This window comes from Gorillibacterium terrae, from assembly GCF_051594785.1.
Classification (GTDB): domain Bacteria; phylum Bacillota; class Bacilli; order Paenibacillales; family NBRC-103111; genus Gorillibacterium.
In genome coordinates, this window is the sequence record NZ_JBPPGI010000008.1 from 47,610 (window position 1) to 63,052 (window position 15,443).

General features: G+C 51.4%; 8 protein-coding genes and 1 tRNA gene. 8 read left to right on the plus strand and 1 reads right to left on the minus strand.

Going from position 1 to position 15,443, the window contains the following annotated elements; genetic code table 11:
- Positions 1-29: 29 nt before the first annotated feature.
- The 8 genes from ACSEXS_RS21155 (at position 30) to ACSEXS_RS21190 (ending at position 13,848) form a co-directional block, all read left to right on the plus strand.
- Complete coding sequence (locus tag ACSEXS_RS21155) at positions 30-524, plus strand: S1 domain-containing RNA-binding protein (protein ID WP_438435241.1); 495 nt, start codon at positions 30-32, stop codon at positions 522-524.
- Positions 525-648: 124 nt separating this feature from the next.
- Positions 649-722, plus strand: a tRNA-Met gene (locus tag ACSEXS_RS21160).
- Positions 723-1,379: 657 nt separating this feature from the next.
- Positions 1,380-3,875, plus strand: a complete 2,496-nt coding sequence (gene spoIIE / locus ACSEXS_RS21165) for a stage II sporulation protein E (RefSeq protein ID WP_438435242.1) — start codon at positions 1,380-1,382, stop codon at positions 3,873-3,875.
- 291 nt (positions 3,876-4,166) lie between these two features.
- Positions 4,167-5,372: a hypothetical protein gene (locus tag ACSEXS_RS21170; protein ID WP_438435243.1), complete on the plus strand. Its 1,206-nt coding sequence runs from the start codon at positions 4,167-4,169 to the stop codon at positions 5,370-5,372.
- A gap of 582 nt (positions 5,373-5,954) precedes the next feature.
- Entirely contained in the window at positions 5,955-6,887 is a 933-nt protein-coding gene (locus ACSEXS_RS21175) for a hypothetical protein (RefSeq protein WP_438435244.1), read from the plus strand.
- 115 nt (positions 6,888-7,002) lie between these two features.
- Entirely contained in the window at positions 7,003-7,617 is a 615-nt protein-coding gene (locus ACSEXS_RS21180) for a histidine phosphatase family protein (RefSeq protein ID WP_438435245.1), read from the plus strand.
- A 287-nt stretch (positions 7,618-7,904) separates the two neighbouring features.
- Positions 7,905-13,106, plus strand: a complete 5,202-nt coding sequence (locus ACSEXS_RS21185; protein ID WP_438435246.1) for a S8 family serine peptidase — start codon at positions 7,905-7,907, stop codon at positions 13,104-13,106.
- Between the two features lie 13 nt (positions 13,107-13,119).
- Complete coding sequence (locus ACSEXS_RS21190; protein ID WP_438435247.1) at positions 13,120-13,848, plus strand: hypothetical protein; 729 nt, start codon at positions 13,120-13,122, stop codon at positions 13,846-13,848.
- A gap of 493 nt (positions 13,849-14,341) precedes the next feature.
- Here the strand turns inward: ACSEXS_RS21190 and ACSEXS_RS21195 are convergent, their stop codons facing one another.
- On the minus strand, positions 14,342-15,298 hold the full coding sequence (locus ACSEXS_RS21195; RefSeq protein WP_438435248.1) for a helix-turn-helix domain-containing protein: 957 nt from the start codon (positions 15,296-15,298) through the stop codon (positions 14,342-14,344).
- Between the last annotated feature and the right edge of the window lie 145 nt (positions 15,299-15,443).

The window sequence follows — 15,443 nt, forward strand, 5'->3', positions numbered from 1 at the left end:
AACCATTATGAGGAGGAACGTATTACCTTATGGCCATCGAAGTAGGCGCCAAACTGCAAGGCAAGGTGACAGGGATCACTCACTTTGGAGCTTTTGTTGAGCTTCCGGAGGGAGGCACCGGTCTTGTCCACATCTCCGAGATCGCGGATAACTACGTCAAGGACGTGAACGATCACCTCAAGCTGGCCGACATCGTGACGGTCAAAGTGATCAATGTGGACAAAGACGGCAAAATCGGTTTATCCATCAAGCAAGCTGTCGATAAACCGGTATCCGAAAGGCCCGTTCGCACCGGACCTGGCGGGGGCGGCTTCGGCGAAAGGAGAGAGGGCGGCGGCGGCTTCAATCGCGACCGCGGCGGTCGTCCGTTCAACAAGTCCGGCTACGGCAACAAGCCCAGCTTCGGCAAACCCTCCTTCGAAGACAAGATGAGCAAATTCCTCAAGGATAGCGAAGAGCGGATCTCCTCCCTGAAGAAGAACACCGAAGGCAAGCGCGGTGGACGGGGAGCCCGGCGGGACTGATTCCTTGCGCGACGATACCACCGCGGTCGGCAGATGCCGGCGGCGGTGTTTCCTGTTGGGGGAGCGAAAAGCGGCTCGTCCCATTGACTCCGGCTCCCTGCGCGAGGTATAATTCAGGACATATGGCGGTGTAGCTCAGCTGGCTAGAGCGTTCGGTTCATACCCGAAAGGTCGGGGGTTCGATTCCCTTCGCCGCTACTTCTTTTATGAAAAAGGTCCCGGGTCCGGGGCCTTTTTTTGATGCGCTGCGCGGGTATTCGGGCGGGTCCGGGCATCGGCTTACCGGCCCTTGGCCGCTCGCCGGAATCCGGCATCGATTTCCGGGCTCCGGCATCAGCCTGCCGGAATTCGGCCCAGCCGACCTCCGCCGACAGCGGCGGACGGCGCCTCCCTCTTAAGTCCCCACGCGGCGACAGCATGCGGGCAGGGTCCGCAAGGTTTGGGGAACGGACGAACGGGGAAAGCGGCGCTTCACGGACGAGGCGCAAACTTATCGACAGCTTCCCCGGGGGGAGGCGCAGCCGGCAAATCCGCGCGGCAGAAGGGCGGAGCCGGACCCGGGCAGGCGAGGAACGCCCGTTGACGGCACTCCTGCCGCCGAAAGGGGACATCCGCTCGACACGGCCCGCTGTCAGGTTAGGCCGCTTTCTCCCGTCCTCATCCCCCGAACCCTGCCGGTTCCCTTGTCTTCGAAAGCGGACGGACCCGCGCCCCGTCTCGCCTTCGGCTTGTCGAAGGCATCCGCGTCCCGCGTGTCGGAAATTTCTTCCACCCCCATCCCGATATGCGACAAACTTTCCCGGGGACAACCCGTATAATAGGGTCCACTATACCGCTAGGGTGGTGTCCAAGAGAATGGAGAAGAAGAGCGCGGCAAGCCGGATGGTGGGATGGGCTAGCGAGGGGTGGAACGCCTGGAAGCTGGCAGGCTGGGACCTGCTTCAAGGAAACAAGTGGATGCAGGCGTGGACGGTGAAAAAATGGGGGATGCTGCTCGCCTTGATGGCGTTTCTCCTCGGACGGGCGGCCATTCTGGATCAGCTCGCTCCGTTTGCCCTCGCTTATTTTGCGGTGATCTATTATCTGCGCAAGGACCTGATCGCCTGGGTGGGCATCGGCACCGTCGCCGGCTGTCTGCTCTCGCCGGTGGCGCATCCCTGGTCGCTGCTCGGTGAACTGGCGGTGTTCCTCCTGTTGCAGAAGGCCATGGAGAAATTCGAGCGGACGGACCTGTCCCAGGTGCCCGTGCTCGTCGGCACTTCGATCCTGCTGGTGCAGGGCTTCCTCGCGCTCGTCGGCCAGACCGGCGGCTGGTTCCCGATCGTCATGGCGGCCATCGATGCGGCGCTCGGGTTGATTTTGTCCTTGATTTTCGTCCAAGCCATTCCGATCTTCGCACCGGCTCGCAAATCGTATCACCTGAAGAACGAGGAGATCATCTGCCTGATCATCCTGCTCGCCTCGGTCATGACTGGCACCGTCGGCTGGACGCTCGGCCCGGTGACGGCGGAGCATGTGCTGTCCCGCTATTTGGTGCTGCTGTTCGCCCTGGTGGGCGGTGCGCCGCTCGGCGCTTCCGTCGGGGTCGTCGCCGGGATGATCCTGAGCTTGGCCGACCCGAACGCCGTCTATCAGATTAGCCTGCTTGCGTTCTCCGGGATGCTGGCCGGGCTCCTGAAGGAAGGCGGCCGATTGCCCGTGGCGCTCGGCATGCTGCTCGGCTGCTCGATCCTGTCCTTCTACATCGGCAACCAGACGGCGGTGCTCAACTCCACCTGGGAATCGCTGCTCGCCATCCTCGTCTTCTTCCTGTCCGGGCGGACGCTGATCCATACGCTGTCCCGCTATGTGCCGGGAACGCAGGAAAACCTCAAGTCGCATTATGAATATGCCAAACGGGTACGGGATATTACCGCAAGCCGGGTCGAGCAGTTCTCGGAGGTGTTCCGCCAACTGTCGCGCAGCTTCACGCAGCTCGCGGCGGACGGGGCCGGCGGGGAGCGCCGGAAGGCCGAGCAGGAGCATTTTATGAACGCGGTGGCCCAGAAGACTTGCGCGAACTGCTTCCGGCAGAAGACCTGCTGGAATGAGAAGTTCTATGATACCTACGCGGTGATGACCGAGATGATGGCCTCGATCGACGAGGAGGGCAAGAAGGCGAAGGGCGAGATTCGTTCCGAGTGGCGGGCGGCCTGTAAGAAGCCGGAGCAGGTGATGGCGGTGATGCGCGAGCAGTACGGCCTCTACAAGAACGACCAGCACTGGCGCAAGCAGATCATCGAGAGCCGCCAGCTCGTGGCCGACCAGCTCGTCGGCGTGTCCCAGGTCATGGAGGACCTGGCGCGGGAGATCAAGCGCGAGGGGCAGCAGCTCTACCTGCAGGAGGAGCAAATTCGCACGACGCTGGAATCGCTCGGGCTGTCCGTTCACAGCATCGACGTGATCAACCTGGAGGAGGGCAACGTCGAGATCGAGATCGTGCACCAGTACACGCGCGGCTTCGACGAGTGCCGGAAGATCATCGCGCCGATGCTCTCCGATATCCTGGGCGAGACGATCACGGTGACGAAGGAGCAGCCTAACGACCGCGGTCCCTCTTACAGCCTCGTCACCTTCGGCTCGGCGAAGGAGTTCGAGGTCGAGACCGGCGTCGCCGGAGCGGCCAAGGGCGGCGACCTGCTGTCCGGCGACAGCTTCACCGCCGTCGAGCTCGGCAACGGCAAATTCGCCGTCGCGCTGAGCGACGGCATGGGCAACGGCGAGCGGGCGCGGCTGGAGAGCAGCACGGCGCTGGAGATTCTCCAGCAGCTGCTCCAGTCCGGCATGGACGAGAAGCTCGCCATCAAGTCGGTCAACTCGGTGCTGATGCTGCGCTCGCCGGAGGAAATCTACGCTACGGTGGACATGGCGATCATCGACCAGTACAGCGCCGAGACCACCTTCATGAAGATCGGCTCGACGCCGAGCTTCATCAAGCGCGCCGGCGAGGTGATCCCGGTGACCGGCAGCAACCTGCCGGTCGGCATCTTGAGCGACATCGAGGTGGACCTGGTGACGGTCCAGCTCCTGCCCGGCGACACGCTCATCATGATGACCGACGGCATCTTCGATGCTCCCGGCTACGCCGTGAACAAGGAGCTGTGGCTGAAGCGCGTTATTCAGGAAATCCGCGCCGAGGACCCGCAGGAATTCGCCGATTGCCTGCTGGAGCGCGTCGTGCGCCATCAGCAGGGCGATATCCACGACGACATGACCGTGATCGTCGCCAAGGTCAACCGCTACCAGCCGGAATGGGCCACCTTCCGCTGGCCGGGCGTCAGCCGCATGGAGCGGCCGAAGGTGGTGAGCTAGGGCGCAACCCATGTGCTTGAATGTCGATGAAAGTAAGGGCAGCCATCAGGCTGTCCTTTTTGATGGCATCATACCGTTATTAACAAAATTTTTACAAAAGAACGCTGCAATCAACCTATATTTGGGTTATAAGGAATGAAGGACAATATCGACTATGTTATTCCAATAGTCGCTTTCATGGGGGTGAACAAACAAAATAATGGCGTAATCAAATACATTATCCCAAAGATTAGTTGTGATTGAAACAGACAGTGGGAAGCGGATTTACAAATTGAGAAGGAGGAACCAATTGTGAACAAACGTTTTTTTTCGGCATGCGCGACTGTCTTGTTGACCATCGGGTTGATTATCCCACCTGTAAATACCTATGCGGACGCTCCCGATACGACGTTAACAAAGCGCATCTCTCTTGACCAAGCGGTAAATCCGAATGAGCAGACGGCGAAGCAGGATCTACAGACGTTCCTCGCTCAAGATGGAGCCACATTGGTTTTTACCGGCGCGGATATTGATAAAGTGAGCTTGTATAATACGTATCTGAAAAAGTTGAAGGTTCCGCTTTTTTATGATAAGCATGAGATGGACCAACTAAAAGGAGAACTTACGAAAGAGGTATCTCCCGATCTGTCGGAAAGCAAGAATTCCGGGGAGAGTGTAACGACCGCGGTCGCCTTATATAATTATAAAGGCATGCTTTTTGTAATGGAGAACAATGAAGGAATAGGCCCGGACGGTTCATCGCTTGCCAAAAGCAGCGAGAGTTTATTAAATCAACAGATTGAGAGCTTCAAGGCAGACATGCAAAAAACTTATGCAGGGCAAGCGGATAAGGCCTCTCTCAATTCGGTTCAACCCCTTGCTGGCGGTGCACCAACCATTTTGACAACCATTCGGGTTAACTACGATGTTAATGGGACCTATAAAAATGGTGTAGGTACGTCCGTCTCATACAAAGCAGGCAAAGCGACAACGGATTATATTGTGTATCGGGAAGACGACGCAGATGCCAACTATGATTATTTAATTATAAGTGCGAGCTCTCAGATTTGGCCTGCTGGTGTTGCAGACGGAAACAATCTGGTTTTAACGAATGCGCTGAAATCCAATTTGCGTAAATCGGCCTCTTCGGACTCTTTGTTAAGCTGGTCCCCAGATACTACTGGATTGAATTTAAATTCCGGCACCCAATACTCGTTTTCCATAGGCTATCCATGGGCTGTAAATTTCGGCTTTACTTGGGCTGGAAGTTCGAGTACCAAAATGAATTCAACCGGTGATAAGAATACTGGACTTGCTACTTGCTTCATATACCGGACATCCAACAGTTCGGCAATCGCGACAAAAGCTTTTACCTTGAACAACAGCATTGAAATTAAAAGTTCGGGCAAGCAGCTAGTGGCTTATGCCAGCATACAATTTGGAAACAGCGATTTTTACCATCCGGATAACAGGGATTGGTTCTCCTCGTCGTCTCAATATCTGTTTTGGAATTATTGATAAAACCCCCGTTTTCAACTGAAGAAGGTTAGGAGGGAGCTTCCATCAAAAAGATCATTTTCGGCGTCGTATGCCTTCTTTGCAGTGCCATGGTGTACGGGGCTCGCCTGATCGCAGCCAGTATCCTGGTGACGAGCAACTCCATCAAGGGCGGCAATGGCAGCATCGAGAACGGACTGGACTGGCTCGGCAGCGGACCCTTGTGGATCTGTATTCTCCTTTTGCTCATAGGTTTGCTGTTTAGCGGGTGGGGACTCTGGGAGAAACGGGAGTAGAGGAATGAGATGCGCGTTTATTAAGCCGTCTGCAGCAGAGATTGATTATGCCACGTTAAGTCGCTAAGGGTAAAACCGGAGGGTACTCCTCCGGTTTTTTTGCGCTGCTTCCGTATCCCAAGGAACATGCCAAATATTGCTAAACGTGTGGTATAGTGAGATTGATCATCCACCTAGATAACACCCGGGACCCATTCACCAGATGAGAGAAAGGTTCGGACTTCTACTATAGAAAGGTGGAGCTAAACCCATGTCTGCGAATCCCAAACCGCGAATTTCCTATGCCGCTTTCGAGGAGGGAATCCAATTGCCCATCCTGGACATTACCCATCCCCTTTTCCAGGCGAGCATCGATGAACAGGCGTATCATTCGAACGTGGTCAAATCGGCCCGAAGCATTGAATCCCTTAAGAAGATGCCCGGCTTTATCCAGAAAATCTTCGTGAGAATGTCCAATGTCGACAATACCCATCTCAGCGGCATGCGGACGTTGCTGTATAAACTCGGTCCCGACTTAAGCCGGGGGCTGAAGCTGAGCTTCCGGGACAAGTGGGCGGTGAAGCAAACCTCCTTCATGGGCCTTCGGATCAGGTTGAGGGAGCTTTGTCGGCGGCAGGCGGGCATTTTGCTGCCCCAGCTTAAGCAATTCCCGGAACGGAACCTCTGTTTCTTCAGTATTGCCGGAGGATCGGGTGCCGACAGCATCAACACCCTGATTCTCGTTCAAGAGGCGGACCCGAGCCTGCTCCGGGGACGGAAGATCGAGATTCATCTTCTGGACATCGACCCTTACGGCCCTGCTTTTGCCAAGCGGTGCATTGATGTCATGAAGCAGCCGGGAGAACGATTCCATGGCCTGGACATCAGCGTTCATCCGACTCCGTATGACTGGAGCCAGCCGGAGGCCCTGCAGAAGAAGAGTGCGGACCGCAGCGGCTGGATTCAGCTTTGTTCGTCGGAGGGCGGGCTGTTCGAGTACGGTTCGGATGCCGACATCGCCGCCAATCTAAACCGATTCCATGCCAACTCCCCGGCGGACGCTCGGGTCACGGGTTCGTTGATTTTCGACCGGGCCCATTGCAATCCGGGCTATCTGGGATTTACCGAGTTCATCGGCGTGCAGATCCGCTATCTCGGAGTGGAGGGGCTGCAGCGGATTTTGGCCGAAACCTCGTGGGTGCTGGAAGACTATCAGGAAATCGACACGATCTATGTGTTGTTTACGTTGAAGAAGGCTTAAGGCGGGGTGAAGGCAGTCCTTTGAGCATTCAAACCGTTTCATTAAGAGCAATAGCAAGGAATGGTCGCCTTCAAAGATTGACTTCAAGAACAATACATAGGAAGCAGGGGAAGAAATGCTTGAACTTCTTGTCGTTAGACATGGCCAATCGGTAGCGGATATTGAGAATCGATTCGAAGGCAGGGCGGACTTTGAACTGACGGCTCTTGGCATCGAGCAAGCCACATGTGCGGCCCAATTTATTAAAAATTATTATCAACCCCACTTTATAATCAGCAGCCCATTGAAGAGAGCAAGAAAAACGGCAGAAATCATCGCTGCTGCCTGTGAAGTCGAAGTGGTTTTTGAAGAAGAAATCATGGAATGGAATAACGGATTGCTGGCCGGCTTACCGAGAGAAGAGGGGAATAGAAAATTTCCGATGCCGCCTGGTGGAAGAAGACCGTACGATACCTTTGCCGATACCGAATCCTATATCCAATTCCGGGCTAGAGCAGAAACCTTTTTATCCAAGCTGGCAGATCAATATTCTGAAACGGACAAACGCATCTGTATGGTCTCCCACGGAGAATTCATAAACATGTTGTTTAGATCCTTCTTGAGGCTGCCGATAAACATGGATATTTCTATTGCTAGCGGAGATACGGGAATCCATTTATGGAAAATGGCTGGGGATCAGCGGGAAATTATATTTGCCAACTATCAAGAACATCTCAGAGATATATTATAAACGAGCCGAGCAGCGGGCGGCGGGGGCTTAGGCGCCGAGCAAACTAATTCAGCCGGAGAGTACCTTCGGCTTTTTTGTCATTCACAAAGCATTGCCGGCTTCGTTATTAATCTTTCAATTTTGCAGTAAAAAGTAAATATATTCTTCGAATGGAGCCTCTTTTAGAAAATCGAAATCCACAACGTGGGGATACTTAACAAATTAATACTTAAAAAGCATTTTATTTTATTGTGGAAACCCTTACAATTAGTCTGTTTTCTAATAATTCCATAGAAGGGAATACCCAGATGAAGAGAGAGAAAAAAGAGAGGAATTTCGGTTTTGTCCAAGGTTTATCTTGCATGTTGGCTTTTCTGATTACTATGCTATCGATTCCTACAGAGGCATTCTCGGCAAGCGTCTTTGAAATGCCCCCATCACCATCGGTAAGTGAGAGTGTGTATGGAGGGAAGATCGGAAACAACGAGAACTTAGACTTAACGGTTGACGAAGCGACTTATAGCTCGGTAACTGATGCGATTTACGGACCGTCCGCCAGTTATTTGATTACCTTAAAAAAAGGGAAGAACCCGGATAAGTTCGCTCAAAAGAAATTACTTCGCAGCAAGGCGAACAAGAAAAGCAAAAAAACGAATATTATTGAAATGAAATTGAACCTGGAAGAAGCCCGTCTGTTGCAGACAGACGAAGATGTTTTGTATATAGAGCCTAATGCTATAGCATCAACCCTCTCTATTGGAGAGCCTAGCAAGGAACGGGAAGCAGTTCGACAAACCAGTTTGGGACAGCAGATTATTCCCTGGGGGATTCATTCCATTGGGGCCGATCTTGTTATGGAAAAGGACAATCGTGTAAGGATTGCCCTTTTGGATACCGGTGTAGCCGAACATGAAGACTTGAATGTAGCCGAACGAGTTTCTTTTGTTGAAGGAACTCCGGCAGGGCTCGATGATAATGGCCATGGTACCCATGTGGCCGGTACGATTGCCGCTTTAGACAATGAAATAGGCGTTGTCGGAGTTGCTCCGAACGCTGATTTGTACAGCGTTAAAGTACTGGATGCGAGCGGAAACGGAACCTACGGGCAAATTATCCAAGGTATTGAATGGGCAATAGAAAATCAAGTGAATGTCATATCGATGAGCTTCGGCGGTAGTTCCTACAGCCATGCGTTGGAAGAAGCTATTCGAGCGGCTACGGATGCCGGTATTATCGTCGTGGCATCCTCAGGCAACCAAGGTTATGGGGAAGAGACCGAGTTATATCCAGGTCGACTGCCTGAAGTTATCTCGGTTGGGGCTGTAAACAAAACCCATCAGTGGGCTTACTATTCTAGCTCCGGGAATGAAGTCGACCTTGTCGCACCTGGTACCGAGATCCTTAGTACCACTATGGATGGACAGTATGGAGTTCTTTCAGGAACATCCATGGCCGTTCCCCATGTAACGGGTTCCATCGCAGTTTTGTGGTCGAAGCATCCGGAGTGGTCAAAAGACCAGGTGCTTGAACAACTCTATAGCACAGCCACTTCAAGTGCAGATGCAAAGCGATACGGACATGGTCTTATTAATTTGGCTAAAGCCATGGAAGTTACGGATTCTCCAATTGCTCCGGTTTTTGATACGGCGGAATTTGATAGTATTCGAATCGATCAAGAGCTTCTCCAACTTCAGCTTCAACTCCAAGCCTATACCGACGCCGCGAAGATCAAGCATAATCAAGATGCGGAAGAACTGCTAAAAGTGCGGATAAATGAACTTCTGGAAAGAAGCAACCGACTTCATGAGCTCCCGTCGGAGATGCTGTCGATCCCCAAAGAAGAGCAAGACGTTTTTCTCTATGAAAGCAATAAATATTATGAGCAGAAAAGTGAGGAATTTACTCAGCTTTTAAATGATTATTACAACGCAACAGTGGAATTTTCCTATGTGACAAAAGGAAACGAAGTTGAAATTACAGGGACAGAGGGAGATGCCAGTCAACAAGATCTGGTTTCCCAAACGGTAACCTTTCCTGAACGTTTGGAAAATAGCAGCCCCCAGCAGAAGACCGTAAAAATTCCCTACCTTAAAGGTGTAACCAGTGTAACTACATCTAATGGGACGGTATCCAGTTCAGTCGATGGAGAGAATGTAACCGTAACTGTTCAGGGGGGAAATCCCAGGCAAGTAAACAACCCCACCAAGTATAGTAAATCAGCTAAACAAGATGTCTATCGAGATTCGGAAAGCCAGTTTCCTCTAACATGGCCTTATTCGGAGGATGGCTATTCAGGAGAATTACCTAGGGAGGGGAACCCGAACGCGTTTGCCGGTTCCGTGACGACCTATCCCAACAAAACAATCAATCAGACCAACTCTGGAGACAGTACCACTACTTTTCCTTCCTATATCGTCTATGATGATGCCGATGGTTATCATGGCGCTCTGTACACAACAGGGACGGCATACCAAAAAACTTTGACCAAGACTGGTTCACGGACAGCTTCCACAAGCGACGGGCATCCAGAGTACATCGTATACGACGATGGCGCCTATCGTGGCGCACTCTACAAGACGGGCACGAGCTCGGTTGTAAGCGGCTCCTATACAGCGCCGGTGCAAAAAACGGTTACCGATGTTAGAACGGGAACGGCCACAACGACATTCCCGGAATACTTGGTTTACGATGATGCAAGTGGTTATCATGGCGCGATCTATAAGAGTGGAACTCCTTATCAACAGAGCGACACAAAATACGGCACAAGAGATGCTAGCACAAGTGACGGGCATCCCGAGTACATCGTCTATGACGACGGAACGTACAAAGGCATTCTCTATAAGTCGGGTACCAGCTCGGTTATTAGCGGATCATACGTTGCTCCTCAAACGAAGACGGTGAATGACACCAAAAGCGGTACAGCAAGCACGGTATTCACTGATTACATCGTTTATGACGATACCAGTGGTTATCACGGAGCGCTCTATAAAACGGGCAGTAAGTATCAAGCCTCAAAGTCGGCTAGTGCTACAAGGGACAGTTCGTCCAGTTCTGGACATCCGAGTTCGGTTTCTTATGACAGTGGTGGATACTCCGGAACCCTGTCCAAATCGGGATCCAGTTATGTGATCAGCGGCTCCTATACCCCTTCATCCAGCAAGTCATTTTCCGATAGCTGCAGCAACACGGTCACGGAGTACTACAAGTATGGGGTGTTTCAATCCCAATCCAGCAGTGGAAGCTGTCCGAGTTCCATAAGCATTAACTCAGACGGCTACTCGGGCTCCATTCCGAGAACCAGTACGGACAGCGTCTCCGACTCGGGCGCTTGTTCATCAACAAAGGCCAGTTGTACACGAACCAAAACGTATAGAGCCAATTACTCGGGTACCCTGACGAAGGCTGCTGTGGACACGCGGGTTTGGCGACAGGATTACTCCGGAACGGTCTACGGCTCTACCTATTATCAAGATTATCGAGGGGATGTGACCAAACCCGGTTCCGATTCACGGGTTTGGCGGCAGAGCTACAGAGGCTCTGTATACAGCAATACCTATTATCAAGATTATCGGGGAGATGTGACCAAGCCTGGAACGGATACCCGCGTTTGGAGCCAAGATTACCGAGGGGTCGTTTCCAGCAACGCTTACTACCAAGACTACCGGGGAGAAGTGGCTAAACCACCTCTCGATACCCGCCAATGGGTTCTGCGTTATAGTGGAAACATCTACAAGGCGGGCATCGACAACTACTATGGGTATGTGGTGACAATTAAGGCCAATATCACGCCTCCCGATACGACTCCGCCCACTGCGCCTACTAACTTGCGAGTAGAATCGATTGGCGACTTATCGGCACAGCTTACTTGGAACCCATCGGCAGAAGCGGATGTAAACGGATATTACATTTACCGAAACGGTCTACTGAACGGGACGGTAAGTAAGGATTCGACTTCATTTCGAGCAGAAGCGTTGAACCCGCAAACGGCCTATACCTTTACGGTAAAGGCTTTCGACACAACCGGTAACCTATCCCCGGCCAGCAATGCTCTGTCGGTAACAACATTGCCGCTTAATAATACGCCGATTCCGATCTCAGCAGGAACTTACGTGGATATCAGCCTTCCGGCTGGGAATACCAGACAATTCAGCATTACGCCCTCTGCTACGGGAACCTATCATTTGTTTACCAGTTCCTACGGAAATGAAGGGGGGACCAACGATACAGTACTGAGTTTGTATGCGGACAGCAGCTTCACGAATTTGCTTTCGACCAATGACGATGCCAATGCGAACCGGTTTTCTCAGGTCGATTATTCGATGACAGCAGGGACGACCTATTATGTGAAAGTAGCCCATTATGATCTCGCTTTGGCGTTACATGCACGATTTAATGTTCAATTCTTAGGAGACAACACTCCGCCGACCGAGAATCCAGAAGTTTATTATGACTGGTATTACCAAGAGGAGACGGATGATAGTGGTAATACTATTGAAGTCTACTACTCAGATATTGCTGGGACAACTCGAAAAACTCCGGGGACTATAAGAATAATCAAAAAAGCAAGCAACGATACGGTATGGAAAGAGTATTCCTATGATGAAAACATGGATAGCTTTAGTGATACAGGTTTAACCTATGCGGTTAACCCGATTTTAACGGAAGGAGCGAATACAAACAGTCTAAACCCCTTGAAGATATTTCGTTTAAAAGAGAAAATAAATCAAAAGAAACAAGAATTACTTCAATGGGTTTATGAAAAAACAGATTTAGTCCCAGAGTTTCTCTCATCCGAGAACGTTAGAATGTTATATACCGGAATATCTTTTAGCGTCGATGACAATGTATTGCTTGGCTTCATTCAATGGCTTTATCGGGCCTCCCCCCCCAATGATAATCTCTACTTTTTAATTGGAAGAGTGTTTGCAGACAGCATCTTTAGTTCAGCTTTTGCAATTGGTTCATCCGGGAGTGCTGCTGCTGCTTACCGATCCCTTGAAAGTGCTGGTGTATTAGGAATTATGGCAGCCGGTACAAGCGCAACGGGAGTAGGGGGCGTTACTTTTGGGGCCGCTGCAGTAAGTCAATTGGGGAAAGCAGGTATACTAGCGGGGGTCTCCGTGATTTCTGGTGCTATGGCAGTCAGATCGGCAAATATATTACTGAGTGACGGCGGCAAGTTGCTTTACTTATATGAACATAATGGTAACAATATTAAGTATAAGCCTAATGAAAGTGGATATTTTGGAACTACGGGTAACAATCCTAAAGTAAACAAAGTTAGAAATATCAGTGGAGGCGATAAAGCAGCGAAAGAGTTCTTTGAAGAAAAAACTAAGGGCTATGTTAAGGAAGTTGTAGAGATACCAGATGAGCATATCCGGAGGCAGCTAAACGATGGAACATGGATAACATATCGGAAAGTATCCTCGTCTCCTGATAAATCTCCGGCAGTAGATATCTATGGAGGGAATACCTATAAGGGCCAAAAAATACATTTCGTAGAGTAAGGAGGTAAATGGGATGCTTACTTCTAAAAAAAGCTCGTTCCCAGCTTGGATTAAGGATGAAGTAACTCAACCTTTTATTTCTGCAAATTATGGTGCAAAAGATTATATAACTAGTTTTATTCCAAAGCGATATGAGGCTTATTGTAAGCTAATGAATCCTGTATATAGAGATCGTACCGTTCAAGACAAAACGATTATGTGGAATTTAGAAAATGAAAACGAAGAGGAAGGGGCGGTATTCGATGAAAGGGTAAGATTCGAGGAACTGGCAAGAGAATATAGTATTCCTCTCGAGCGAATAACCATCGAAATGATCTCTTATAAATGTGGTCATCAACTGCCTAGATACTTATCTGGTTCTGAGGTAGGAACTTTGGAAGAGAATGAGTGTGTAAAACTTGTAGAAGAATTAAAGCCATTTACAGGAACACAAAAGTGTTTCTTCTATTTTGATGATATGAAGGTAATGGCAAGCGGAAGTTTTTCTGGAAAGGAAAAGGATATTTCTGGTCGGTTATATTCGGGCAAATTGGAGGAAGTATTAAGTTTCTATAAAGGAACAGAAGTCGACTTCTCTCCGACTTATTGGTGGCCCGAAGATAAAAGTTGGTGTGTTACAACAAATTATGATAACTCTTATACCATTATCGGAGGTTCGAATCCGCTGATTGATCAGCTTGTTGGGAACAAAGAACTGGAATGTATTAAGGTGGACGGAAGTCTCAAAATCTCTCTATACTAAATTTAACATTATTTTTATTATGACTATCCTGTAAGCCCATCTAGATGCAACACCAGGACAAATAAAAAAGAGCTGAGCGGCGACCGCTATTCGGAAACCCCGGAGAAACGGTCGCCGGTAATCAGTCGTTATGCCGCAGTGGTCTTGCTTGTGGAGTTAAACCTTCTCGGCTTTCAGATGGAAAGAGACTCCATCAAGTATTGTGAGGGCGAATTCATTAAAGAAGTGTAGTTTAATTTACCTGATTATGAGGTAGAAATTTTGTACGGAGTCAGTATAATGTCTAGATATATCACTGGCTTTTAAGGAACAGAAATTCGCATTTGGAAGATACCAGATTGGGCCGGATCTCTTTAAATAGATAGGTTGATTAATGGAGGATAAACGGCTCCAATCGCCACTCTTCCTGCCGGAACGGAACACTTCAGGACAACTGACCTCCAACACAAAAAACGGCCGACGAGATGTCGGCCGTTTTTCCTTGCGCGTTCCTCTACTCCCCCGCCGGAAACGAAAAATCCAAAAACCGCGCCGTATCCGGCCGCTCCCGGCGGAAGACGCCGGGCGTGCAGCCGACCCAGGCGGCAAACTGGCGGGTGAAGCTCGGCACGTTGGCGTACCCGAGCCGGTGGGCCACCTGTTCGATCGTCATGTCCTCGTCGTTCAGCATCCGCATCGCTTCCTGCTGCTTGAGGATCATCAGGTAATGGCGCGGCGAGATGCCGTACGTCTCGCGGAACACCCGGTGGCAATGGCGGCGGCTGATGTTCAGCCGCTGGGCGATCTCCTCCAGCCAGTGGTTGCCGTTCTCGCGCAGCGTAAGCAGCTCCGCGGGCGTCACATCCCGGCCGCTCTCCTCCAGCACCGACCGCTGCAGAAGCCCCTCAATCTCCCGCGCGATTCGATAAGCCAGACTGCCGACCGCTTCCTGGTCTCGCGCCAGCCCCGGCTCCGCGGCTTCCCGCCGCGCGTAGTCTCCCAGCGTCTCCAGAATCTGCAGCACCCGGATCAGGATGCCCGTTCTTCGCAGCGGCTCCTGCCGAAGCCCCTCGAACAGCCCGCGGGCGTGGCCGCGCAAAGCGGCGTTCACCGGGCTGTCGGCCGCAAACTGCCGCACGCCGCCGTTTTCGAGGATGTCGAGACCCGTATCCTCGCCGCTGAACTGCACGTGAATGATGCGAAAGGTGGCCTCTCCCGCTTCCACCGCTTCGTAGCCGTGGAGCTGCATGGGCGGAATGAACAGCAGGTCGCCCTCGGCCAGCTTGCGTTCCGTGGTGCCGGTGTAAGCGTTCAGCTCGCCCCGCTCCATGAACAGCAGCTCGAACAAGCGCTGGTGCAGATGGCGGCCGCAGCGCCAGCCGCGCGTCACGGTGCGGATATGCGGCGAGTATAAGCTGATGTCCGAGTGAATGTGCGGGTAGAAGACCGCCTCGTCCTTATGTCCGCTCAAAGCTGTCCCTTCCTTCGTTGACCGATTATGCTAAGAAAAGGCCGAAATCGGGCCGCTTATGTGATGGAGTTATCCGCCCGCTCTCCCTATACTGACGAAGGTAGGCTTTTGCCCAGAGCAGATAAGCTTTCATTGGTTTTCATTA